This window comes from Paenibacillus sp. MBLB1832, from assembly GCF_032271945.1.
GTDB lineage: Bacteria > Bacillota > Bacilli > Paenibacillales > NBRC-103111 > Paenibacillus_E > Paenibacillus_E roseopurpureus.
The window spans coordinates 4134640-4158870 of the sequence record NZ_CP130319.1 but is presented as its reverse complement, the minus strand read 5'-3'; the positions used below and the strand labels follow the sequence as shown (position 1 = coordinate 4158870).

Below are 24231 nucleotides of genomic sequence, written 5' to 3'. Positions count from 1 at the left end.
TCACGGACATGAAAGCGAATCCTCGTGTATTAATTCTCACCGCTAGCTACGGGAATGGGCATCTGCAGGCGTCGAAAGCCTTGTATCAGCAATTCGTAGAGCAAGGGATCGAACATGTGAAAATCGTTAACCTGATGAAAGAGGGACACCCATTCATAAATCTCATAACAACCAAATTAATCAATACGAGTGTAAGAAGCTCACGCTTCGGTCTTGATTATTATGGCTGGTGTTATTATCTAACCCGTGAAACAAAGCAGACCGCACTGTTTCAGAAATCGATGAACCTACTCGGCCAGAGGAAATTAAGGGAGCTTATTCAGCAAGAGCAGCCTGATGTGGTGATCAATACATTTCCTTTCGGAGCAGCACCGGAAGTGTGCAGTACAATGGGGATACAAAATTTCACCGTATTGACGGATTATGCGTTACATGCCAGTTGGCTGCATAGCCACGTGGATAAATATTATGTAGCTACAGAGGAATTGAAGCAGCAAATTGTGTTTAGAGGCGTAAGCAAAGATCGCGTTGAGGTCAGCGGCATACCGATTCGTCAAGAATTTGCTATGGAAAGTATGACAGCTCAAGGTAAGAAAAAAAATCTGATTCTCATTATGGCAGGGGATCCTGGTGTGAATAGCTATATGGAAGACATATTGAACACGCTAGCCGTCATTCCTCAAAGTCGTTTCCTGGTCATCTGTGGCCACAATGATAAATTACGCCTTAGACTTCTGGAAGTGTTCGGAACAAATAAGCGAATCATGATTCTTGGGTATGTGGAAAATGTGCATGAATGGATGTCACAAGCGAGTTGTATCCTAACCAAAGCGGGAGGACTGACCGTTACGGAAGCGATCGCCCTTCGGTTGCCGATATTCATTTATAAGCCGCATGCGGGACAGGAAAAGGAAAATGCACTCTACCTCTCAAGCCGCGGAGTAGCCGCTATTTCATATCAGTTGGAAGAGTTAAGCGCGCATATCAACGATTTTTTTCATAATCCAAGCCTACATGACGTGGTTAGTAACCGTATGGCAAACATGCAACGTCGTGAAGCAGCTGCACACATCGTACGGGATATTGCGCAAAGATCAGCTACGCCATCCATATCCATCTCGATGTAAAGTAGGAGGGTTAAGATGAAGCATAGTCTGCATGGCAGTCATGTTGGATCTTATTTGTTGTTGTCACTGCTTATTGGACTCTTGATATATACAATTATTCCCACTGCACTGATTCGGCTAGGCGGCTTCGGAGCCAGCAAAAAAGAGAACCCCACTAGGGGGATCGCGTTAACCTTCGATGATGGTCCCGACCCTGCTTACACACCTGAATTACTTGACTTTCTGCGGTTGCATCGCATACAAGCCACCTTCTTCGTACTTGGCTCCAAAGCGGAGAAATACCCTGAACTGATCCGTAGAATGCATAAAGAAGGACACTTGATTGGCATCCATAATTATGTACATTGGACCAACGCAGTACTGACGCCAAGGAAAGTGAGAAAGCAAATAAAGGACACGGTGGCCGTTATCGAACATATTTTAGGCATAACACCAATCCATTATCGCCCGCCATGGGGTGTTATCAATCTGTTTGATTTTTTACTCATGAAGCAATTCCGATTCGTTTTCTGGTCGTTAATGGTCGGAGATTGGCGTTGCAGCGGGGGAAAAGAAAAGATCAGAAGGAAGCTATTCGCACGATTGCAAAATAACGACATTATTGTCCTTCACGATAGCGGACAGACACTGGGGGCGAATCGGGATGCGCCCATGTTTATGTTACAAGCTTTGAAAGAGTTCGTAGAGGAATGTATGAGACAAGAAATCCCCTTTCTACGAATTGATAAGAAATTGCAGCTCGATGCTCCAGTCACTAGGGAGACGCATGGATTAAATCTTGAAAGTCAAACCAATTTGACGAGGCTGCCTGTCAAATAGCAAGGATGAATAGAGGAGCCTGCGGGCTCCTCTTTGGCGTGTTTCAAACCCGCAGCCACCTCAGGAAGAGGTGAATGTCGAACTTCTTAGCTCCGTGCGGAAAATGTTGATTAGGTTTTCTGTCGCTACACTGAACGCGCTGCCGTTCATTTTGCGCAATAAGCCGGTCACTAATCCCGAATCGAGATCATCGATGGGTTTAAGCACTGTGCCTTGGGGGCTCGGGGTTGCGGTAATCACAGGCACGACGGCGATGCCGAATTGCGCCTGGACGTAATATTTGAGCGCGGCCATATTGCCGATCTCCATGCCCGAATAGGGACTGCCTCCTCTTTCGAGCAGGGCATGTTCCAGCTTTTGACGGTAAGGACATTGGACGTTCGTGATAAGTAAGTGTTCATGCTGCAAATCCCGAAGTTGGATGGACGATTTGGATGCTAACGGATGAGCTTCTGGCAGGAGCAGCGCGAGTGTCTCGATGAATAAGGGCTCGAAGGTATGATCCAGCCCAGAAGGTGGCGTTGAGCAGATTGCCATATCGATGCTTCCCTCATAAAGCATTTGGCCGAGTACCGTTGTGTTGCCGATATGTATGCTGATTTTCACTTTGGGATGTTGACGCAGGAAAGGTCCTAAGAGCTGCGGCAAACGATAGCTTGCGGTTGGCTCCATGACACCGAGTCGAATGACGCCGGCATCGCCTTTCAATAGTTCATCCATCGACGTCTGCAGGAAATCATAATCTTTGAGAAGCAGATCGGCATTGTGATGGAATAGCCTGCCAGCCTCGGTCAGTGTCAGCTTTTTGCCCCGTTCCAGCAGCTTAACCCCCAAATCACTTTCAAGCTTCTGAATATGCATGGTGACGGTCGATTGCCCATATTGCAATTCCTCAGCGGCACGTTGAAAGCTGCCCAGCCTAATGATGGTCTGAAACGTTTTGATGTTCCGAATATCCATAGGATCCCCGTCCTCTCCCCGTGTGACTTCATGAAATATGAATGATCGCATCGATTTTTTCTATTTTACAAAATAATACACTTATCATATCATGAATTCAAATTAATCCAAGTGGTTTACTTGTATATTCATAAAACATGAATCAACAGTTCACGAAATTGAATTGTACAAGTGAAACAATCCGCATTATGATAAATACAAGTAAGTTAATCGGAATAATCAAATATAAATTTGAGGAGGCACATTCCCATGGCAAAATCTAAAAAAATAAAATTAGGTGCAATGATTCACGGTGTTGGCGGAGGCTGGGAAGATTGGAAACATCCTGATGCGATAACGGATGCGAGCACGAACTTTCAGTTCTATAAGCATCAAGCGCAAACAGCGGAAGCGGGGAAATTCGATTTTGCTTTTATCGCGGATAGTGTTCATATTACGGAGAATTCTTCCCCTCACTATTTGAATCGCTTCGAGCCATTGACGATTCTATCGGCACTTGCGGCCGTCACGAAAAGAATCGGATTGGTTGCAACCGTAACAGTCAGCTATAGTGAACCCTTCACGGTTGCGAGGCAATTCGCTTCGCTGGATCTGATCAGCAAAGGGCGTGCAGGCTGGAACGTGGTGACCTCATGGTTATCGGGCAGCGCAAACAATTACAGTAAAGAGGAGCACCCGCCGCATGAGAAACGGTACCGCATCGCGCAAGAGCATGTGGATGTTGTAAAAGGGTTGTGGGATTCCTGGGAAGACGATGCCTTCACGCGGAATAAGGAGACAGGGCAATTTTTTGACCCTGAGAAGCTGCACACCTTAAACCATAAGGGTGAATTCTTCTCGGTTCAGGGTCCGCTGAACATCGCGCGCTCCAAGCAAGGGCAGCCTGTTATTTTCCAAGCGGGGACATCCGAGGACGGCCGCAACTTTGCCGCAAAAAATGCGGATGCGATCTTCGTTGGTCACGAGCATATCGAGGAGGCGAAAGCCTACTACGCAGATATTAAACGCAGAGCGATATCCTTCGGGAGATCGGCAGATGACATTTCGATTTTGCCAGGGATACGCCCCATTATCGGCCGTACGGAAGAAGAAGCGGAGCGTAAGTACCAAGAAACGGTCAATCTGGTGTCCATCGAAAAAGCGATTATTGCGCTGGGCCGTCCGTTCAACGATTTCGATTTTAGCGTTTATCCACTGGATGAGCCATTCCCGGATTTAGGAGATTTGGGAGCGAACAGCCAGCAAGGCGGGTCGGAGAAGATCAAGCGGCTGGCGAAAGAGCACAATTTGACGCTGCGCCAGGTGGCACTTCGTTTTGCAACACCGAAAGGGAATTTCGTTGGTACACCAGAGAAGATCGCAGACACGATTCAGCGGTGGATTGAAGAAGAAGCGTCCGACGGATTCATTATCGGGGTTGGCATCCCAGCCGCGCTGCAAGATTTCGTTGAGCTGGTAGTGCCGATTCTGCAAGAGCGCGGCCTTTACCGTACTGAGTATGAAACGGATACGCTTCGCGGTCATCTAGGTCTGCAAGTACCCGTTAATCGCAATGCCAAAACTAAAGTGTTGAACGGATAAGGAGGAATGAACAATGTCCAAATCAAGAAAGCTTAAACTAGGTGCCACGCTCACAGGTGTGGGCACATCGAAGTATACGTGGCGTAATCCAGAAATTCCAGGGGATGCAAGTGTTGATTTTGATTACTATGCAGCCCAGGCGTTACAAGCGGAAGAAGGGAAATTTGATTTTGTTTTCATCGTGGACAGTACGTACATTACGGAGAAATCGGCCCCGCATTATCTTAATCGGCTGGAGCCGCTAACGGTATTGTCAGCGCTGGGCGCGGTGACGTCGAAGATTGGCTTGGTCGGCACATTAACAGCCTCATTCACGCAGCCCTTCACAGTAGCAAGGCAGTTCGCCTCGCTCGATCATATCAGTTATGGCCGTGCAGGCTGGAATGTGGTGACGACGGGGCTTGAGGGCGCCGCTCGCAATTATAGCAAGGAAGAGCATTATGCCCACGATGAACGGTACCGCATTGCGGAAGAGCATCTGGAGGTCGTGCGCGGCCTGTGGGATTCTTGGGAGGATGACGCTTTTGTTCGCGATCAGCAGACAGGGGTTTTCTTCGATCCATCCAAGCTTCATGCGCTCAATCACAAAGGCAAGCATTTCTCTGTGCAAGGACCGCTAAACATCGCGCGCTCCAAACAAGGGCAGCCTGTTATTTTCCAAGCTGGCGGGTCGGATGATGGGCGAAACTTGGCAGCGAAGAGTGCAGATGCCATTTTCACAGGACATGAATCGATCAAGGAAGCGAAAGCTTTCTATCAGGATATCAAACAGCGAGCGGCAGCGTATGGGCGTGCCTCCGAGGAAATACTAGTCTTCCCAGGCATTAGCCCGATCATTGGCCGAACGGAGGAGGAAGCGGAGAGCAAGTACCAAGCCATCGCAGGTTTAGTTACGTTGGAGGATGCGCTGGACCAACTGGGCCGTCCGTTCACGTACCACGATTTTAAACAATATCCGCTCGATGAACCATTCCCAGATCTCGGTGATCTAGGCAGCAACAGCTACCGCAGTTCCACGGATCGGATTAAGCGCATCGCAAAGGAGGAGAATTTAACGCTTCGACAAGCGGCCTTCCGCTTTGCCACACCAAGAAGCTCCTTTGTTGGTACGCCAGAGCAAGTTGCGGATACTGTACAGCAATGGTTTGAAGAAGGAGCAGCAGATGGTTTCATCATTCACACAGGCGTGCCGAGTGCGCTCAAAGATTTCGTTGAGCTTGTTGTTCCGATTCTTCAGGAACGCGGCATTTACCGTGAAGACTACGAAAGTGATACACTGCGAGGCCATCTAGGTCTTGAAATCCCAGTAAATCGATACACTAAACAGAGAATAGCCCAAGCATAAGCTTAGAGGGGGAAACGATATGGAAAAGAGATTCGGATCGATCATTGGCCTTTTAGTTATAGCATCCATGGTGTTAACAGCTTGCGGAGAAACGGAGAAAGAGGGTGGCGCGAAGAACGTCGCCGAACAGACCGCAGGCACGGTAACGCCAGGTGGAGAACTGGTTTGGGCCCTCGCGGGGACGATCACGTCAGACAGTTTGGACGCGCATAAAGCAGGCTTCGCGCCGACGACGAGAGTGATGCGATCCCTCTACGACAGCTTAGTTGTAGAGTTACCAGATCATACGATCAAGCCTTGGCTCGCGACCTCCTGGGAGCTGTCCTCGGATAAGAAGAGCTACACGTTCCACCTGCGTAAAGATGTGAAGTTCCATGATGGCACACCATTTAACGCAGAGGCTGTGAAGTTTAACTTCGATCGGATCATCGATCCTGCGACGAAGGCTTCGAGTTCATTAAATGAGTTGGGTACGTACACCTCGACGGATGTCATTGATGAATTTACGGTAAAAGTCAACTTCAAAACGCCGTTTGCTCCATTCCTTAGCAATGCCGCTAAGGTGGATCTTGGCTTCGTTTCACCGACAGCCGTGAAAAAGTATGGCGATGCATTCCCGCAAAACCCAGTGGGGACGGGACCTTTTAAACTGAAAAAAATTACGCCTAGCTCACAAGTTGAATTCGAGAAAAATCCCGATTATAACTGGGGACCGTCCACTGCGAAGCATCAAGGTCCAGCGTACCTGGATAAGTTAACAGTGAAATACGTGGAAGAAGAAGCGACGCGTGTCAGCGTGTTACAAAGTAAACAGGTGCAGGTAGCGGATATTATTCCTCCGCAGAATCTGGTTGCCTTGAAGGCGGATAAGAACTTCAATGTACTGGAAACAGAGCTGTTGCAAGCCAATTTCACCTTGTATTTGAACATTCAGAAAGCGCCATGGAATGATCTCAACATCCGCAAAGCGTTCCGCTCGGCGCTCGATATCGATGTTGCGGTCAAAACGATTTATTTGGGCACCTCCAAGCAAGGCTGGTCACCGATCTCACCACAACAATTTGCCTATACACCCACCAGAGAAAATGCGTATAAAGTAGACGTTGCCAAGTCGAACCAGACGCTCGAGGAAGCGGGTTGGATCAAGGGTGCGGATGGGTATCGGTCCAAGGATGGCAAGCGACTCACGGTCGAAGTGATTGACACGCAAGGAAATCGGGAAAAGCGCTTAGATTTGATCGCGATCTTCACACAGCAGTTGAAGCAAGTGGGCATCGAGTTGAAAGTGATTTCGTTGCCAACCGGCACTTACACCGACCGCCGAAACAAAGGAGATTATGATCTCATTGCGGCTAGTCAGTTCTCTGGTGATCCAGATGTGCTGCGACAACTGTACTCGACCAAAGGGCCTTCGAAGCAAAATAATATTGCGAAAACGAACGATCCTAAGCTAGATGAGCTTCTCGAGCAGGGGTATTTGGAAACCGAACCAGAGAAACGCAAGGCCTATTATAAAGATGCACAAGAATACATCATCGACAATGTTTACGGTATTCCTACGTATGTGTTCAACTACTCGGTGGCGACAACGAAAGAAGTGAAAGGCATTACATTCGATTCACCAGCATGGCCTGTCTTCTATGAGGCATGGATTCAAAAATAAGGAACGAAGGGGGAGTCAAGGATGGTGAAGTTTATATGGAACAGGCTCATCGTCTCGATTCCAGTTATTTTAGGCTCGTTGACGCTTGTTTTCTTAATCATTCACTGGCTTCCCGGTGATCCGGCCCAGATGATTGCAGGTGATGACGCTGCGCCTGAACGTATTGCGTACCTCAGGCAGCAGTTCGGCTTAGACCGTCCGCTCTGGCAGCAATATGCGCTCTATTTATGGGATAGTGTGAGGGGGGATTTCGGACATTCGTTCGCGAACAGTCAGCCTGTGATCGATCGATTGCTGGCGCAGCTGCCAGCTACGCTTTCACTAGCGCTCATGAGTACGATATTCGCCATCATCGTGGGGTTCTTATTAGGTGTATTATCGGCTGTGTATCAAAATCGCGTGCTGGACTACATCGTTCGTGTTGTAAGTTTACTCGGTGTTTCCATGCCGAAATTTTGGTTGGGCATTCTATTAATTCTCGTATTTTCGGTTCACTTCCAATGGTTGCCCGCCATCGGCAATGGCAGCTTCAAGCAATTGATTCTGCCTTCCTTTGCCTTAGGCGTAACAGGCGCTGGCATGTTGACACGGATGGTGCGCAACAGCGTGCTGGACGTGATCAACGAACCATTTGTACTGACGCTGAGAGCGAAAGGTCTCACGGAAAAAATCGTGCTCTATAAGCACGTTCTGCGCAATGCGCTCCTTCCAGCCGTAACCATTCTGGGCTTGCTGGTTGGAGAAATGCTTTCAGGTGCTGTCGTTACCGAAACGGTTTTCTCCAGGCAAGGTCTGGGCAAGCTCGTTGTCGATGCGATTAATCAGAAAGATATTCCCGTGATTCAAGCGGCGATTCTGATCACGGGTGTGTTCAATATTCTTGTGAATTTAATGGTAGATGTGTCTTATTCGTATGTCGATCCGCGTGTGCGTAAGACAGGATCATCGTAAAAAGGAGTTGGCGCGAATGCTGTTTGGTACTGTAACAACAGAACGATTATTACGGAAGAGACAGGAGCTGCTGACGTTTCGTTTTCGATGGAAAAAGCTGAACTTATCGAAAGTGCTGTTAAGCCTTTCGCTCTGTGTGCTAGCTTTTCTGATCTTATGCGCGATCGTTCCTTCTTGGATTGCTCCTTACTCGCCAACGGATATGCTGACCGATCAATTGTTGAAAGGACCGAGCTTGGCGCATCCGCTGGGCACCGATCAATTCGGTCGCGATGTGTGGACGTTGGTCATCTACGGTAGTCAACAATCGCTCATCATGGGGGTTGTGTCGGTTGTGATCGGCGGTTGCATTGGCACGCTATTCGGGCTGATCGCTGGCTATTGGGGCGGTACTGTCGATTCTATCTTCATGCGATTTAACGATATCTTGATGACGATTCCTGGCATTTTATTGGCGATTGCCATTTCGGTGGCGCTGGGACCTAGTTTTTTCAATGTTATTCTAGCGATCAGCGTTGCGACGATCCCAGGCAAAGCTCGCGTCGTTCGCAGCCAAGTCATTTCCATTCGGAATCGCCCCTTTATCGATGCGGCTCGCGCGGTAGGTACTTCCCATGTGGCTATTATGCTGCGCCATATTTTACCGAATTGCTTCTCCCCCTTACTCGTCATGATGACGATTGGGGTAGGCAGCTCGATTTTAGTCGGAACAGGGCTTAGCTTCCTTGGGCTTGGTGTGGTGAAGGAAATCCCTGATTGGGGCTACATGCTTTCGCAGGGGCGCAGTTACATGACAGTAGCATGGTGGGTAGCAACGTTCCCAGGGCTCGCCATCACCCTCCTTGTGATCGTCGTTAATCTCATCGGGGATGAAATTCGTGATCGCATGGATCCTAAGAAATCGAGGGCATAGAAGATGAAACCGATACTGCAAATTGATGATTTGTCCGTTGACTTTCAAACCGCGAACGGCTCGCTGAATGCGATTAACCATATTCAATTAACAATCGAAAAGGGAGAAATTGTCTGCTTAGTTGGCGAATCCGGAAGCGGCAAAACGATTACATCGTTATCCATCATGCATCTCATTCAATACGATGGGGGCTATATCTCGCAAGGCGATATTAAGCTGGATGGGCAAAGTCTAGTCGGTTTATCGCAAAAGGAAATCAGTGATCTGCGCGGGAAAAAAATCGCGATGATCTTCCAGGAGCCGATGACGGCGTTAGATCCTATTTTCACTATAGGAAGCCAAATCGTCGAAGTCATTCTCCGTCATGAACGAATTTCCAAGCCGGGTGCACGGGAGAAAGCGATCTCCTTGCTCCGACGCGTGGGTATTCCGGAGCCGGAAATTCGCATGGGGCAATATCCTTACGAGCTCTCGGGCGGGATGCGCCAGAGGGCGATGATCGCGATGGCATTAGCCTGCGGCCCCGAATTGCTAATTGCGGATGAGCCAACAACCGCATTGGATGTGACCATTCAAGCGCAGATTTTAAGTTTATTACGAGAATTGAAAGATGAGTTTCAAATGTCGATCCTCCTGATTACCCACGATCTTGGCATTGCGGCTGAAATGGCAGATCGCGTTGTGGTGATGTATGCAGGTAAGGTTGTCGAGCAGTCTCCCGTGCATCAATTGTTTGAAAATCCGGCCCATCCCTATACGCAAGGGCTGCTTCATTCCATTGTGACCTTGGATAATGTTCGTGGGATGAAGCTCTATACCATTAAAGGCAGCATCCCGAGCTTGTCAGACTTGCCGACAGGGTGCCGCTTTCATCCTCGTTGTCCTTATGCAACGGAGCGCTGCTTAAGCGAAGACCCGCCTCTGGCGTCGTTGAGCGGACGCGAGGTGGCATGTTGGAATGCAGAGCGAATTGACCTCTTGGGGGCAGAGTTTTTCGGGGATACGGCGGCACCTACGCCGATTGAGATAGGAAATGGTGAGGCTAGCCGTGACTTAGATAAGGCAGAGACGCTGCTAGAAGTCATCAATGTAAAGAAATATTTCCCAATTCGCCAGGGTTTGTTCCAACGTGGCCGCTCTTCGATTAAAGCGGTAGATGACGTTTCCTTTGATATCCGTAAAGGGGAGACCTTCGGGTTAGTTGGCGAATCGGGTTGCGGGAAATCAACGCTGGGACGTGTGCTGCTGCAACTGGAGAAAGCAACCGAGGGACGTATTCAATTTGAAGGCAGAGATCTTGTTGGAGCGGGTTCGAAGGGATGGAAAGAAACACGAAGAGATATGCAAATTGTCTTCCAGGATCCGTACGGATCCATTAACCCGCGCTGGAAAGTCGGCGATATTATCGGTGAACCGTTCTGGGTGCATGAATCGCTGCGCGGTTCAGCGAAACGAGCCAAAGTTCAAGACGTCATGGAGCTCGTCGGACTGAATCCAGCTTGGATCGATCGCTTGCCGCATGAGTTCTCAGGCGGTCAGCGTCAACGTATTGGCATTGCGCGAGCGATCGCACTCAATCCGAAGTTTATTCTCGCTGACGAAGCGGTTTCGGCTTTGGACGTTTCGGTACAATCGCAAATCGTGAACCTCATGCAGGATCTTCAGCAGCGCATGAATCTGACATATCTGTTCATTGCGCATGGGTTGAATATTGTTCGCTACATTTCGGATCGAATCGGCGTGATGTACTTAGGCAAGTTGGTTGAAATCGCACCAACGGATGAGCTGTTTCGCCATCCCGCACATCATTACACGAAGGCGCTGTTATCCGCGATTCCCGTGCCAGATCCGAATCGCAAACGGACCTTTGTGCCACTGGAAGGTGAAATGCCTTCACCAGCCAGACCGCCGTCAGGCTGTCGCTTTCATACGCGCTGCCCTGCTGCGACAGCGCTGTGCAAAGAGGTTGTGCCCGAATTGGCGGCCATCGGGCCAGGCCATTATGCGGCTTGCCATTATCCATTATAAGCGGGGGGAGCCTTGAAGGAGAGGAAGTGTCAGTTGTGTCAGCTAAGCTAATGCGCATCGAAGAGGTTATCGCGCATATCCCCGACGGTGCAAAACTGGCGATTAGCGGCAACATGGAGATGTCGCCGATGGCGCTCATACGAGCCATTGTACGTGCCCAGAGGCGTGACTTGTATGTCGTTTGTACGGGAGCAGCAGCGGTGAATGCAGATCTGCTGATCGGTGCTGGCGCGGTATCTACGGTGGAATTTTCACAAATCTCGATGGGAGAGTTCGGGTTCGCCTTGAACTTTCGCCGAAGCTTCGAGCAGCGTGCCATAGTTGGGTTGGAACATGCATGTCCGACATTGACGGCAGCGATCGGGGCTGGTGCATCAGGGATTCCATTCACCCCTGTCAGGGGGTTGATTGGTACGGATTATATGACAATTAGAAGGGATTTTCATATCATTCCGAATCCTTACGCGCCAGCGGAGCATATTGCTGTTGTACCCGCGATTCGACCCCATGTCGCCATCTTTCATGGTTATAAGGCGGATACGCTGGGCAATGTGGTGGCGCATCCTGCGCAGAACAACCGCTTACTGGCACAAGCTTCCGTGAAGACGTTTGCTTCCGTGGAAGAAATCGTCTCACCGGAGCAGCTGCAGAAGGAGCAGGGAGCATTCATTTCGTCCATGTTTATTAGTGGCGTTGTTCAAGTGCCTGGCGGTGCACTGCCGACTTCATGTCCAGGCTATTATGACCTGGATGTTGACGCGATCTTGGCTTATATGGAAGCAGCGGCATCCCAAAGCACTTGGGATGTTTATCTAGAGGGACTAAGGAGGGAAGGCGTATGAGCGAAATAGGTGTGCTGAGTTACACGTCGGAGGAAGCGATGATCTGTTACCTCGCAAGAGAGCTCCATAATCATGAAGTCATCGGCGTTGGTAACAACTCACCGATTCCTGCGGCTGCCGCGCTCCTCGCGAAGTCCCTGCATGCACGCGATGCTTCCATTTATATTTTAGGCCAGTGCGATTGGCCATTTCAGGGGACGAAAGAGTTTTTCGATCTCATGCAGCGAGGCGGCATGGACGTCTTTTTCCTTAGTGGGGCGCAAATCGATAGTTACGGGCGCATTAATCTGCATGTGATTGGCGACTACACGAAGCCTAAAGTGCGACTTCCTGGCGGAGCGGGTTCAGGTGTCGTGTATTACACGTGCAAGCGGATTTTTCTTTTTAAAACAGACCATGGGATCAAAGGGTTTCCTGAGAATTTGGATTTCGTTTCCTCGACGCCGAGGTCTGAACAAGGTGTTTATCATCGAAGTCAATTAGCCGGGGTATATACTCCGCTGGGCGTCATGAAGCCTAGCGGGCGGCAGGGCCGGCTTCAGCTGGCTGCGACGGTGCACGGTGTGCAACCGTTTGAGGTGCAGGAACGAACAGGGTTTGATTTGGGATTAGGCGGGTACAGCGCCCCGATTCCAACATTGGAACCGCCGACGTATCAGGAACTGACGACACTTCGGTATGGCGTCAGTCAGGAACTGCGGCGCATCTATCCATTGTTTGCGAAGCAGCATTTTGGCACTTATATGAGTCAGGCCCTAGTAAAAACATAGGAAACGAGGGAAGAGCGGTGAGTGAGAAGGCGCTATTTCATCAACTTGAAAAGGATATAGGGGCTGTGTTGGCTGAGAAGCACGATGATCGTTCGATCATTGAGGGTGTGAAGCCGCTTTTGCAGAACCTGTTAGAGAATAAGCATTTGCTTCCTAAAGATTTACAGGTATCATTGCCTGGGAAATATGCGCAGTATTTGTTGTATAAACCGCAGAATGAAGCGTTCTCCGTGATCGCTTTCGTCTGGGGGCCGGGTCAAGTTGCGCCTGTGCATGATCACCTCGTCTGGGGACTCGTGGGCATCTATCGTGGATCTGTGGTGGAGAAACGGTATCGCCGTGTCGATCATGGGGAAGGTGCATTTCCTCGCTATGAGGTTCGCGAAGTCGGTGAGGTTACAGCGAAGCAGGGCGATATCTCGTTCGTTTATCCGCCTGATTATGATATCCATGGCGTTGCCAACCCGTTTGATGAGGTGGCGATCACGATTCATATTTATGGGACCGATATCGGCAAACAGCCGAGACATATTCATGATGTAGCAACGGGCAGCAGTCGCGATGTAATCACGAAGCATGATAATGCGGAGGCGGTTTATCATTGATGACAGCATGCCATCTCTAACGACCAAGCCAGAGGAGCGAAGAGAAGATGAGCATTAATACGAAGGGCCAAGGACCGCTAAGCGGTGTAAAAGTTCTTGAGTTTGGGCAAATTGCAGCGGGACCCTTTGCAGGGATGCTATTTGCAGATTTAGGTGCGGATGTCGTGAAAGTGGAACGACCCGATGTCGGCGATAGTATGCGGGAGTGGCCGCCGTTTCTTACACAGGAAGATGGCGCGCGATACAGCGCCAATTTCAGTTCACTCAACCGCAATAAGCGCAGCATTGTGATTGATTTCAAAGATCCGTCAGAGCTGGCTCGTTTGCACGATTTGTGCAAGCAAGCGGATGTCATAATCGAAAACTATCGTCCTGGCGTATTGGCCAAATTCGGCTTGCATTACGAGGGGCTGGTAGAAGCCAATCCGAAGCTCGTTTATTGCTCGATTTCGGGCTATGGACAGACAGGGCGTTACGCGCAAAAGGGCGCTTTCGACGTCACGATACAAGCGATCAGCGGATTGATGAGCGTAACCGGCGAGGAAGAGGGAGAGCCCGTGAAATGCGGAGTTCCTGTCGCTGATTTCGTAGCAGGACTCTACGGTGCCTACTCGATCGTGGCCGCCGTGCATCAAGCTTCGATCAGCGGCAAGGGCAGCTATATCGATTGCTCGATGCTGGCGAGCGTGCTGGGGATCTCGGCGCTGCAAACGAGCGAGTATTACGGCAACGGTGTTGCGCCTCGGAGACTGGGCAGCGCGCATCCGCGCAATGCGCCGTATCAAGGCTATCGCGGGAGCGATAAGCCTTTCGTGATCGCAGCGGGTAACGAGAAGCTGTGGCGTGAGGTTGTGGATGCGGTCGAGCAGCCCGCGTTAGCGGACGATCCACGGTTCCAGAATCAGACGCTGCGGGCGAAGCATCAGAAAGAGCTGGCGGTTTCCCTGCAGGCGTCCTTCAGTCGGAAAACGGCGGATGAATGGCTCACTATTTTTGATCAGAGGGGTGTTCCTTGTGCGCCAATCAATACGTTTGAGGATATTTTGAACGATCCTGCAATTACCGAAAGCGGCTTGCTGCATCAGCTTGAGCTGCCTAATAACACCCAAACTACAACGGTGGGTTATCCCGTTAAGTTTTCGAATTACGATTTTCAAATCTATCGGAAACCGCCATTGCAAGGGGAGCATACCGAAGACATTTTGCAGGAATGGAGAGGATAAGTCGTGAGTGAAACGACGAAAGTTCAAATTGATTTATACCGAGCGACATCGGAGCTCATTAAACAGCGTCTGGTTGGATTATCCGAAGAACAGTTGGCATGGAAGCAAGCGCCTGAGAAATGGAGTGTGAAAGAAGTGGTGTCGCATCTCGTGGATGCCAGCTTCGTTCATTCCGTGCGTATTCGCAGCATCGTGGCCGAAAACAGCCAAGCTTTCCTCCTGTATGAGCAGGATGCCTGGGTGTCGAGTACGAAAGCAAATCAATCCGATCTCAAGGATATTCTAGCAGCCTTCGATGCTGTCCTCGCGTATAACGCGCTGTTCTATGAGAGATTGACGGATGATCAGTGGGAGCGTAAAGGGCTTAATCAAGGCAAGGAATTGACGATCTCGGATTTGTTCCAAGGCTTCATTCGCCATGTGCAAGTGCATCTAGCTCAAATTCAACGGAATTTAGATGCATTAGCGAGTAATGAACACATAAAGAGGTAAGGGGATATCCCCTTACCTCTTTATATGTTCATCCAACCCGAAAGCGATGATAAGATGTCCAGGGTGTCCAAGAGTTTCATAACTCTATGAATATACTATTTCATCCAAAGCTAGAAGGGAGGGATAACAAGTGAGTATCGAAGAAAACCATATCATTGCTGTACATGCAGAAGTTCACACGATAAAAGTAATCGACATTAATCCTGATCATGGCATGCGCGAAGAGTCGGCAGAGTTCAGGGCAGCCAAGAGACGCTTAGAAGCGGATGGTCATTATCAATGCTACATTTGCAAAGGGACAGAGAACTTGCAATCCCATCATATGGCAGGAGAGTATAAATTCCGAACGATCGTAGACTTCAATCTATTGAAAGAGTTCTTACTGGAATGGGATGTATACGGTTACAGCCGTCTTTTGAGAAATCTGCCAATCACAACCGTTGATGATATTCGGAACCAGCTTATCTTGTGCCAAGCGCATCATACGGGTGTGAATTATGAAGATGGCAATGGGGCTATCGGCGTTCATTATTTACCGTTCCCGGAGTGGATCATGCAGAAACTTTGCCTTCCGGGTTGTAATCCTATTCCGCAGAAGGGGGCTTCAATGGATATGGGTCTCTACTTCGTTGAATCACTCACCGATGAAGGTTTTGTTAAAATGGTACAAGAGAAATTAGATTATATTTCATCAGCAGGAATAATTGAAACTAAAAGGAACAGAAACCGTAAGTATGATAGTAAGACGATCGCATCAAAGAGATTGGATAAGAAACGAAAGGAGAGGTTCATCTTGGGGAAAAAGCTTGGCATCGGCTTGCTCATCTTATCGACCATCGCATTCTTGAGTGCATTTACGATACCGTTTTTCGTTCATTCTGGTGCACGTATAACGGGTTGGATTACTGGGTTGCTTATCTTCAGCGAGATTACCTTCTGGACGGGAGGGCTCTTGCTAGGTAAGGAAGTAGCGAAGAAATACCGCAGCTATCTCAACCCAAGAAACTGGACGTCCGCCAAGAAGGCGCAAGTTAGTCAAGAACAAGCACCAGCTCCAGTTAAGCAAGATGAATGATTATGTGATACATGTACTTATAAGCAAGCAAAGAATAGCAGATAGAAGTGTTGCAGAATGTGTACTTTTTCTTTTGTGCGAACATCAGGTATACTTACAGGTGCAGAAGAGAAAGGGGCGGTACCATGTTTACGATTACTAGCTACACAGTTGAGCTAATCAAGGATCCATTCGGGATCTTGGCAGGGCAGCGATATGAGTTCTTAATCGACATTGATGTCGAGGAAGATGATGAGCTCTACTCGGAGAGCGGGCTGTACATTCGGGCGATCTACAATGTAACCGAAGATGAGTCTAAACTATTAAAATATGAGTTGTTTGAGAAAACGACCGAGCTCTATCTGGATTTTGATCTAGAAGAAGATGAAGTGGCGGTTGTGGAAGCATTCTGCAAGGAGCATTACGCAGAAGGTCATGAGTAATGTGAAAGAGGAGCCTCGGCGGCTCCTCTTTTGCGTTACTTCCTGTATGTGGCGGAACGTCTTTAGGCATACTTCACGACTTTGTTCTTTCCGGTCGTTTTGGCACGATACATCGCTTCATCCGCCTGCTTAATCAACTCTTCGGCGCTTAAACCGTTCTTGTATTTGCTGTAGCCAATGCTGGCTGTTACGATCGTCTCTTTCTCGATTCGGCTGCGAATTCGTTCTGCGAAGGCATCCATTTTGACACTAGGGTCGGAAACCATAACGACCATTTCCTCCCCGCCATAACGTCCAGCGATTCCGCATTCTTCCGCTTCTTCTTTCATAATTTGAGCCACTTGTTTAAGGACGTTATCGCCCATTTGATGCCCCTTCGTATCATTCAATTTCTTGAAATTATCGATATCACTGAACAAAATATAGACGGGCATTTGACGCTGTACGTGCTGAGTCACACGGTTATAGAAAAATTTGCGATTATAGAGACGAGTTAACCCGTCTGTGATGGAGGAGTTATAGATGGCTTGCATAAGCTCGACGACCCGCTCGAACAGGAGCATGAAAAGCAGAAAATAATAGACGATCGGCAGTACATTTACTGCGAAAGTAAGCACATGTTGGTCATCGTTGTACATATACGCATTCACGAGATGGACGGACTGGTAGAAGAAGTAGACCTTGAGCGCCATTTGGTATTTCAACTGCTGGCCGATGTAAGGCGGAATCATATAGAAGCAGAGAAAAATAAGGACAAATACGTAAAGTTCAAGACCGATGTCCTGAAGTAAACGGAGCTGCTGCTCCGTCCCCGAATATAGATTCGGGACACTGAAGTGGAGCACAGAAACGACAAAGCCCATGATGATTAATCCGTAGAAAAATATATACTGCTTACGACTTGTGCGATTATATAATTGATAAATACCCATATTTATAAGTACGAAAGAAATTATTTTTAACATCTGTAAGGCATAGCTGGTTAAGCTCGTATGGATGTCTTGAAACAAGACATAGAGGTGAAGTAATGCATATATACCGACAAATAGGAGAGAAATAGTCATCGACATATACCCTTTTTTCCGCCGGTCCAAAAATAAACGGAGCGAAATGACGAACATGATTGCAACGATGACGACGATTATCGCTTGAGATAGAAAGGAGGATAACTCTCCAAATAGCAGGTCAGTGGTGTTCATGTGTCCTCCTAAGAAGTTTTGTTTTTCGACATTCGTCAAACGTAAACTTTATTATAAAGGAAAATGTGACGGAGAGATAGAACATTTGATCGGAAAAAAGTTCTGTTCTCTTTTCTATTCGACGCACAAACGTTACAATAAGATGGTAAGCTCAAGGATTTGGGAGAGGGGCTCATGCAATGAACATATTGCAAGCATTGTTTTTTCCGCCGGAACAACCGGGCGGGGTTTCATCCATGGTTCCCTATATTTTGGAACGGTTTAATAAAAAAGGCTGGGAAATGGAACTATTTTCGCTACCTAAGCGGATTCGCGGCAAAGGCTCGGAGGATGTAAACTTCATCACATTCGATTGGCGCAAATATGCGGGAAATCCGATTATCGATAAATATATCCAAACCTATAAAGATTACGTCTGGTGGACGAAGCTCAGAATTTCGAAGAAATATGACATTATTCATGCGCATCATCCGATCGCGGCGCTTGTCATGAAACAAGTGTTTCCGCAGACGCCAGTGATTCTTACGATACACTCCAGTTTTGAGCGAGAGCTTATTCTGAATGGACGAATTGTGGAAAACGGAGTAGAGCATCAATTCCTGACCCAAATCTATGGGGAATTGGAAGCAAAAGTGGACCAAATCATTACGGTGTCGAATTCCTTTAAGCAGTATATTGGCGAGTACGTGCAAGACAGCGAACGCATTGGGGTCATTCCGAACGGATTTGATGAGAAGCGGTTCCGACCGATTTCTCATGAAAACCAAGTGACACAATTCATTACCGTATGCCGTCTAGTGCCGGCGAAAGGTTTGGATACCTTGCTGGTTGCCTGCGGCGAACTCAAGAAGCGGGGACACCCCTTCGTGCTGCATATCATTGGCGACGGCCCGAGTCGCGAAGAACTGGAAAAGCTGGCGATTCAACACAATATTTATGAAGACACGATTTTTTACGGCTACATGCTTCATCCGGAAGAATTCATGCCGTTTTTTGATGTGTTCGTCCTGCCTTCTCGGGCGGAAGCATTCGGATCTGTTTTTGCGGAAGCTGCGCTGTGTTGGCTGGCATTAATCGGAACCGATGTCGGGGGCATAGCAGAGCAAATCGAACACGGACACAATGGGTTGTTAGTTCCAGTAGGCGATGCCATGGCACTAAGTAACGCATTGGAGAAAGTCGTCATTGACCCTAGCTTCCGTTATAACTTGGCAAGAGCAGCTTGGGAGAAGGCGAAGAAGACGTATTCCTTGAACCGTGTGCTGCGTCAGTTGAAGAGCGTGTATGAACGTTATGACGTGAATAAGCAAGCCGAGGAAGATGAGTCAGACGAATCGTGATAAACTCAATAAAGGAAGGCGTTCTATGAAGCGATTGCGTTTTATCCACGCGGCCGATTTGCATTTAGATAGTCCATTTAAAGGCATGTCGGCGCTTCCTGAACGGGTTCGACAGACAGTTCGGGAGTCTACATTCGAAGCTCTGAAGGATCTGGCCGCGCTGGCGATTAGAGAACAGGTTGATTTTGTACTTATCAGCGGGGATGTCTATGATGCCTCGGATCGCTCACTGCGCGCGCAGATTCGGTTTCAGAAGGCAGCAGAGCAATTAGTGGCAGAAGGCATTCCTGTCTATATCATACATGGAAACCATGACCCCGAGGATGGACGTGCCGCTAAGCTGGTTTGGCCGGCAGACGTTCATTTTTTTGCGTCCCATGAGGTGGAAACGATTCAGGTGGCCAAAGATGGGCGCGGCATCGTTGCGGAGATTCACGGTATTTCGTACAGGAAAGCGGCTGAAACCGAGAATTTGGCGCTCCAATTCAAAAGAGGACAGGCGCATGTTCCGCAAATTGGACTCTTGCATACCAATGTGGATGGTGATCCAGCTCATGACAACTATGCGCCGTGCTCGAAACAGGATTTACTTGCCGCGGGCATGGATTACTGGGCATTGGGCCACGTTCACACAAGACAAGTCCTGCATGAACGACCCGCGATTGTATATCCAGGGAACATTCAAGGGCGAAGCGTTCGCGAGACAGGTCCTAGAGGCTGCTATCTCGTCGAGTTGGACGATTTCGGGCAGGCCCACTTAACTTTTCATGCACTGGACGCGGTGCGGTGGTATCAAGAGAGAATGTCAATCACCGAAATCCGTACGGAACAAGAATTGCGAGATGCCATCGGGGATGTCATAGATCGGCTGCGTCGTGATGCAGCGGGGCGCGACGTGATCGTCCGCATTCACTTGGAAGGCCGAAGTGAGCTGCATGAGCGGCTGCGCAAAGGGAAAACGCTTCAGGAGCTTATCGATGAGCTAAGAGAAGAAGAAATTGAAATGAGCAGCTTCGTATGGATTGAATCTGTTGAAGATGGGACATCTGGCGAATTGGATTGGGCAGCAACACTGGAGGAGAAGAGCTTCTTAGGCGATCTTCTTCGCTATGCAGCAGCGATAAGACAGGATGATGCTGCCTTGCAAGCGTTCGCGGATGAAGCGTTAGCGGCGTTGCAGGGGCTGCCCCATTCGGCAGGCCATCCATCCGCAGCCTCATCCGAGCAGCTGCGTGAATGGCTTCGCGCGGCAGAAGTGCTTGCCGCAGATCTGCTAACCGCAGATGGGGGGGCGACGCGATGAGAATTGTCGCTATTCATATCGATGGATTCGGCCATATTCGGAATCGGGAATGGCACACCGACAGCGGACTTGCCTTGTTCTACGGCGCGAATGAAGCAGGCAAAAGCACGCTGATGGGCTTCGTCCGCGCGGTGCTGTTCGGCTTCCCGACGCGGACGAACCGCGCGGAGCGCTACGAGCCGCTGGGCGGCGGCGCCCATGGCGGCGCGCTAACCCTGCTCGATGAGCAGGGGCAGCGCATTCGCGTCGAGCGCTTCGACGCCCCCGCCGCAGGCGGCAGACGAGCCTCTGCGGGGCTCGTGAAGGTCACTCTCGCCGACGGCACTACCGGCGGCGAAGAGCTGCTGAACACGCTGCTGGGCGGCCTCTCGGCCGACCTCTACCGCAGCTTGTTCGCTTTTGGTTTAACCGAGCTGCAGGAGCTGCGCACCCTGCAGACTGACGAGCTCAGCGGCTATCTGTATAGCGCTGGGCTTGGGGTAAGCGGCTCGGCCATTATGGAGGCCGAGCGCAAGCTGACGGCGCAGGCCGACAGCTTGTACAGACCTCGCGGACGCACTCAGGAGATGAACCGTCTCCTGAGGGAACTCGAGGGTCTGGAGCAAGCGCTGCGCCGCAGCCGAGACGGAGCAGCCGACTACGATCGGCTGCAGGAAGAACGCCGCACCGCGGAGGCGCGCGCTGCTGCCCTGGAGGGGCAGCAGGAGGCGCTGCGCGCGGAGCTGCACAGGCTCGGCCTGGCCGGCAAGGCGCGCAGCGGCTGGCTCCGCTTGCGGCAGATCGGCCGCGAGCTGGAGGGCCTGCCGGCCCGGCCGGGTTTCCCGGCGCAGGCTGCGGCAAGGCTGGCAGCGCTCGAGAGCGAGCAGGAGCGCCTCCAGGCGGAGCGCGACAAGCTGCAGCTGGGGCTGGACAGCTTGCGCGGCGAGCTGGCAGCGCTCCCCTTGGAGCCTGCGCTGCTTCAGCATCAGGTCGAGCTGAATCATTGGCTTGCGCAAGCCGCGACCTATGATGAACATAAACGCCAGCGAGATCAACTTGACGTAGAGCTGTCACATCAACGTGCACAGATCGATCGACTTCTGTCTAATTTAGATGTGCAATGGAATGAGCACGAAGTAAGCTCTTTCCCTATTACGATTGCCCTGCGTGAGCAGATTCGCATCTATAAAGAGAAATTCCGCCAAAGCGCGGAGCAGGAGCATCGCATCCGTGCAGAACTCGAAAATTTGCAGGAGCAGCTTGCCCGTTGGCAAGAGAACGTGGATGCATTAGAAACCGAGTGCCAGCAATTTCGACTGGGCATGGAGGGGGAAGCGATGCATGGAGCCCCAGGGATGCTCGATGATCCGACCTCTTTGGTCCAGCAAATCGCCAACGACTATGCTAGGTGGCAGGTAGTAGGCAGCCAGCTTGCTCATCAAGCCGAGCGGCAAGCCGAGCAAGGGCAATTCCAGCAAAGCTTGGAAGAGACTGCGCGAGCAGGTCGAGCCGCTGCGCGTCAAATGCGTTCGCGCTTGCTCATGATGTTAATTTTATTAGCGATCTTACTCCCATTGATTGTGGGCTGGCAGACGACTTGGTTCACTGCAGGTGCCCTCTTTCTAGGAATAGCGGGAATCACCGCTTACTTCTGGTTGACAGGGAGGCAAGATGAAGGCAAACGCGCCACACGAGCCATGCCTGCTGTGACTACGGCGCTTGTTCAGAATCCAATGTTAGAGCAAGAACTGAAGCAATTGGAAGGTCGCATCCAGGAAAGAGTTCGTCAATACCAGCGTCAGCAGCGTATGAATACGACTGCGTTGCAGGAAGTGGCAGTCACTACGAGTCGAGAGGGAAGAAATACGCCTCAAATTGCCCTGCAAGAGCTGCACTTTTACATAGAGGCATGGTTTCGAGAAGCTGAACTGAGCAAGCATCACTACAATGAGCAGCTCAGGAAGCTTGAGAAGTTGCGTGACATGAGGGAACACGGACAATCGCTTCAGAAGCAATTCCATGCGCGAAATCAATTCGCGGAACAGTTTCGGAACGAGGCTGCACAACTGCAGATGGAATGGAAAGTTTGGCTTCAGCAATTAGGCGTGGGTGATCATCCATCGACGGAGGCCTTAACCGAGACGCTTCAAGTAATTGAGCAAGCCCAAGAAGGACTGCGGCACCTGCAGAAGATGAAGGCGAAATACGATGCGTTTGAAGCGGCGATCCATGATTTTGAAGAAGGCGTAAGTGAGTTACTTGGTTTACCAGCCCATTCACAAGACATTATTTTCGCGTTGAAACGTTGGAAAGAAGCTGAACAAAATCAACTTCGCGTCCTTTCCGAGGAAAAGCAGGCCCAGCAAAAACTTGTAGAAACGGAGCATGCGCTTCAACTTGTGGCGGGACAGCAGCAAAGAATCGATTCCCGTGTGCAGCAACTATTTGCAGAAGCTTCTGTTCGTGATGGGGAAGGACTGCGAATTGCGGAAGAGGAAGAGGTGGCACGCCAGAAACTTGAGGAGGAAGCCAGTCATCTGCAAGCCTCGCTTGAATGTGTTGTCAGCGCGTCAGGGATGGCCAGTATGATCGACCTGCTGGAATCGCACGGTGAAGAGGAGCTTGCTCAGCTTGTGACGCAGGGACAGCTGAATCTCTCAGAAATGATCACGCAAACGAATGCCATACGAGAAGTAATCGGCAAGCTTACGGGTCAGATTGAGAAGTTGGAGCAAGGTGAAGAAGCAGCCAATCAACGCTTGCAAGCGGAATCGCTGCGCACAACGATCTCGCAGCAAGTACATCAATATGCGGTTGTTTCGTTCGCAGCCCAGCTTTTGAAAAAAGCTCGCGATGTGTACGAACAGGAGCGTCAACCTGGTGTGCTTTTGCGAGCGTCCGCTTATTTTGGCACGATGACGAATGGAGCTTTCACGGCTGTTAAAGCGCCTTTCGGTGAACAACGATTGCTGGCAGTTAGGGCTAATGGGCAGGTGGTGGAAACGAATCAACTTAGTCGGGGAACAGCGGAGCAGCTCTACTTGGCAATGCGCTTTGCTCTTGTAGAGGAGTATGCTGGGAAAGCCGTTTTACCCTTGGTGTTGGACGATATTTTGGTGAATTTCGATGAGGAACGTATGGAAAGCTGCTTACGCGTCCTTAGCGAGCTAAGTACCCGACATCAAATATTACTGTTTACATGCCATAAGCATGTTCGCGACGCCGCGAAGCGAGTAATTCCTGGTCATCTTTCCATACAAGTATAGAATGCGGGGAAGGGAGGCAGATCACATGGAGACAGGTAACGAGAAGAAGAAGGAACATCGAGAAATTTCGTATCAGGTTGGCTGGAAAAAAGGGAAAATTCAATGGAATGAGGGTACTTCTGCAGATACCCTGCGCGCCAATAGCGGAGATCAAGACGGCCTTGAAGCGACTCGGAAACACTTGCATTATTTATGGCTGCCAGCCATGAAGCTTCCGAAGGCTGTGTTATTTCCCTTGCTTTATGCGCTGCCATTCCTTAGTTTTGGATTAACACTAGTCTTGATATTTGGTTTACGTCGGCACTAATCATGATCGTATAGATGAAAG

General features: G+C 49.7%; 21 protein-coding genes. 19 read left to right on the top strand and 2 right to left on the bottom strand.

Features of this window, described 5'->3' with window-relative positions; all coding sequences use genetic code 11:
• The first annotated feature begins 8 nt into the window (after window positions 1–8).
• Together MJB10_RS18545 and MJB10_RS18540 are read left to right on the top strand one after the other, a co-directional pair.
• Window positions 9–1127, top strand: coding sequence for an MGDG synthase family glycosyltransferase (locus tag MJB10_RS18545; protein WP_314797074.1), 1119 nt, complete (start codon window positions 9–11; stop codon window positions 1125–1127).
• 15 nt (window positions 1128–1142) lie between these two features.
• Window positions 1143–1946, top strand: a complete 804-nt coding sequence (locus MJB10_RS18540) for a polysaccharide deacetylase family protein (RefSeq protein WP_314797073.1) — start codon at window positions 1143–1145, stop codon at window positions 1944–1946.
• A gap of 60 nt (window positions 1947–2006) precedes the next feature.
• Here the strand turns inward: MJB10_RS18540 and MJB10_RS18535 are convergent, their stop codons facing one another.
• On the bottom strand, window positions 2007–2906 hold the full coding sequence (locus MJB10_RS18535) for a LysR family transcriptional regulator (RefSeq protein WP_314797072.1): 900 nt from the start codon (window positions 2904–2906) through the stop codon (window positions 2007–2009).
• A 249-nt stretch (window positions 2907–3155) separates the two neighbouring features.
• On the opposite strand from MJB10_RS18535, the gene MJB10_RS18530 reads away from it, so the two are divergent.
• From MJB10_RS18530 to MJB10_RS18470, 13 genes are all read left to right on the top strand, one after another.
• Window positions 3156–4487, top strand: a complete 1332-nt coding sequence (locus MJB10_RS18530) for an LLM class flavin-dependent oxidoreductase (RefSeq protein ID WP_314797071.1) — start codon at window positions 3156–3158, stop codon at window positions 4485–4487.
• A gap of 13 nt (window positions 4488–4500) precedes the next feature.
• Window positions 4501–5832 carry an LLM class flavin-dependent oxidoreductase gene (locus MJB10_RS18525; protein WP_314797070.1) on the top strand — a complete coding sequence of 444 codons (1332 nt, stop codon included), beginning with the start codon at window positions 4501–4503 and terminating at the stop codon, window positions 5830–5832.
• Between the two features lie 19 nt (window positions 5833–5851).
• Window positions 5852–7495: an ABC transporter substrate-binding protein gene (locus tag MJB10_RS18520; RefSeq protein WP_314797069.1), complete on the top strand. Its 1644-nt coding sequence runs from the start codon at window positions 5852–5854 to the stop codon at window positions 7493–7495.
• Between the two features lie 21 nt (window positions 7496–7516).
• On the top strand, window positions 7517–8446 hold the full coding sequence (locus MJB10_RS18515; RefSeq protein WP_314797068.1) for an ABC transporter permease: 930 nt from the start codon (window positions 7517–7519) through the stop codon (window positions 8444–8446).
• A gap of 16 nt (window positions 8447–8462) precedes the next feature.
• Window positions 8463–9359 (top strand): ABC transporter permease, encoded by an 897-nt coding sequence (locus tag MJB10_RS18510; RefSeq protein ID WP_314797066.1) that lies wholly within the window; start codon window positions 8463–8465, stop codon window positions 9357–9359.
• 3 nt (window positions 9360–9362) lie between these two features.
• Window positions 9363–11387 (top strand): ABC transporter ATP-binding protein, encoded by a 2025-nt coding sequence (locus MJB10_RS18505; RefSeq protein ID WP_314797064.1) that lies wholly within the window; start codon window positions 9363–9365, stop codon window positions 11385–11387.
• A 35-nt stretch (window positions 11388–11422) separates the two neighbouring features.
• A complete protein-coding gene (locus MJB10_RS18500; RefSeq protein ID WP_314797063.1) occupies window positions 11423–12229 on the top strand; it encodes a CoA transferase subunit A in 807 nt (268 codons plus the stop codon).
• The gene (locus MJB10_RS18495) at window positions 12226–12999 is read left to right on the top strand and encodes a CoA-transferase (protein ID WP_314797062.1); all 774 of its coding nucleotides are present in this window, start codon (window positions 12226–12228) and stop codon (window positions 12997–12999) included. The genes MJB10_RS18500 and MJB10_RS18495 overlap by 4 nt, the downstream gene beginning before the upstream one ends.
• A gap of 17 nt (window positions 13000–13016) precedes the next feature.
• Window positions 13017–13604: a cysteine dioxygenase family protein gene (locus MJB10_RS18490; RefSeq protein ID WP_314797061.1), complete on the top strand. Its 588-nt coding sequence runs from the start codon at window positions 13017–13019 to the stop codon at window positions 13602–13604.
• Window positions 13605–13651: 47 nt separating this feature from the next.
• Window positions 13652–14827: a CaiB/BaiF CoA transferase family protein gene (locus MJB10_RS18485; RefSeq protein ID WP_314797060.1), complete on the top strand. Its 1176-nt coding sequence runs from the start codon at window positions 13652–13654 to the stop codon at window positions 14825–14827.
• A gap of 3 nt (window positions 14828–14830) precedes the next feature.
• Entirely contained in the window at window positions 14831–15319 is a 489-nt protein-coding gene (locus MJB10_RS18480) for a DinB family protein (protein ID WP_314797059.1), read from the top strand.
• Between the two features lie 130 nt (window positions 15320–15449).
• A complete protein-coding gene (locus MJB10_RS18475; RefSeq protein WP_314797057.1) occupies window positions 15450–16394 on the top strand; it encodes a transporter suffix domain-containing protein in 945 nt (314 codons plus the stop codon).
• Between the two features lie 125 nt (window positions 16395–16519).
• Window positions 16520–16816 (top strand): DUF6509 family protein, encoded by a 297-nt coding sequence (locus tag MJB10_RS18470; RefSeq protein ID WP_314797056.1) that lies wholly within the window; start codon window positions 16520–16522, stop codon window positions 16814–16816.
• A 62-nt stretch (window positions 16817–16878) separates the two neighbouring features.
• Here MJB10_RS18470 and MJB10_RS18465 read toward each other — a convergent pair whose 3' ends face one another.
• A complete protein-coding gene (locus MJB10_RS18465; RefSeq protein ID WP_314797053.1) occupies window positions 16879–18015 on the bottom strand; it encodes a GGDEF domain-containing protein in 1137 nt (378 codons plus the stop codon).
• 179 nt (window positions 18016–18194) lie between these two features.
• On the opposite strand from MJB10_RS18465, the gene MJB10_RS18460 reads away from it, so the two are divergent.
• The 4 genes from MJB10_RS18460 to MJB10_RS18445 are packed head-to-tail and all read left to right on the top strand — an operon-like array spanning window position 18195 to window position 24210.
• Window positions 18195–19355, top strand: coding sequence for a glycosyltransferase family 4 protein (locus MJB10_RS18460; protein WP_314797051.1), 1161 nt, complete (start codon window positions 18195–18197; stop codon window positions 19353–19355).
• A gap of 25 nt (window positions 19356–19380) precedes the next feature.
• Window positions 19381–20658 carry a metallophosphoesterase family protein gene (locus MJB10_RS18455; protein ID WP_314797049.1) on the top strand — a complete coding sequence of 426 codons (1278 nt, stop codon included), beginning with the start codon at window positions 19381–19383 and terminating at the stop codon, window positions 20656–20658.
• Window positions 20655–23903 (top strand): AAA family ATPase, encoded by a 3249-nt coding sequence (locus MJB10_RS18450; RefSeq protein ID WP_314797047.1) that lies wholly within the window; start codon window positions 20655–20657, stop codon window positions 23901–23903. The genes MJB10_RS18455 and MJB10_RS18450 overlap by 4 nt, the downstream gene beginning before the upstream one ends.
• Window positions 23904–23928: 25 nt before the next feature.
• Complete coding sequence (locus tag MJB10_RS18445; protein ID WP_314797045.1) at window positions 23929–24210, top strand: hypothetical protein; 282 nt, start codon at window positions 23929–23931, stop codon at window positions 24208–24210.
• Window positions 24211–24231 lie beyond the last annotated feature (21 nt).

Coding starts and splice junctions, on each gene's coding strand:
- MJB10_RS18540 (WP_314797073.1), top strand. CDS start 1,143: ATGAAGCATAGTCTGCATGGCAGTCATGTTGGATCTTATTTGTTGTTG.
- MJB10_RS18535 (WP_314797072.1), bottom strand. CDS start 2,906: ATGGATATTCGGAACATCAAAACGTTTCAGACCATCATTAGGCTGGGC.
- MJB10_RS18445 (WP_314797045.1), top strand. CDS start 23,929: ATGGAGACAGGTAACGAGAAGAAGAAGGAACATCGAGAAATTTCGTAT.
- MJB10_RS18545 (WP_314797074.1), top strand. CDS start 9: ATGAAAGCGAATCCTCGTGTATTAATTCTCACCGCTAGCTACGGGAAT.
- MJB10_RS18495 (WP_314797062.1), top strand. CDS start 12,226: ATGAGCGAAATAGGTGTGCTGAGTTACACGTCGGAGGAAGCGATGATC.
- MJB10_RS18515 (WP_314797068.1), top strand. CDS start 7,517: ATGGTGAAGTTTATATGGAACAGGCTCATCGTCTCGATTCCAGTTATT.
- MJB10_RS18460 (WP_314797051.1), top strand. CDS start 18,195: ATGAACATATTGCAAGCATTGTTTTTTCCGCCGGAACAACCGGGCGGG.
- MJB10_RS18485 (WP_314797060.1), top strand. CDS start 13,652: ATGAGCATTAATACGAAGGGCCAAGGACCGCTAAGCGGTGTAAAAGTT.
- MJB10_RS18520 (WP_314797069.1), top strand. CDS start 5,852: ATGGAAAAGAGATTCGGATCGATCATTGGCCTTTTAGTTATAGCATCC.
- MJB10_RS18470 (WP_314797056.1), top strand. CDS start 16,520: ATGTTTACGATTACTAGCTACACAGTTGAGCTAATCAAGGATCCATTC.
- MJB10_RS18505 (WP_314797064.1), top strand. CDS start 9,363: ATGAAACCGATACTGCAAATTGATGATTTGTCCGTTGACTTTCAAACC.
- MJB10_RS18465 (WP_314797053.1), bottom strand. CDS start 18,015: ATGAACACCACTGACCTGCTATTTGGAGAGTTATCCTCCTTTCTATCT.
- MJB10_RS18525 (WP_314797070.1), top strand. CDS start 4,501: ATGTCCAAATCAAGAAAGCTTAAACTAGGTGCCACGCTCACAGGTGTG.
- MJB10_RS18510 (WP_314797066.1), top strand. CDS start 8,463: ATGCTGTTTGGTACTGTAACAACAGAACGATTATTACGGAAGAGACAG.
- MJB10_RS18455 (WP_314797049.1), top strand. CDS start 19,381: ATGAAGCGATTGCGTTTTATCCACGCGGCCGATTTGCATTTAGATAGT.
- MJB10_RS18450 (WP_314797047.1), top strand. CDS start 20,655: ATGAGAATTGTCGCTATTCATATCGATGGATTCGGCCATATTCGGAAT.
- MJB10_RS18530 (WP_314797071.1), top strand. CDS start 3,156: ATGGCAAAATCTAAAAAAATAAAATTAGGTGCAATGATTCACGGTGTT.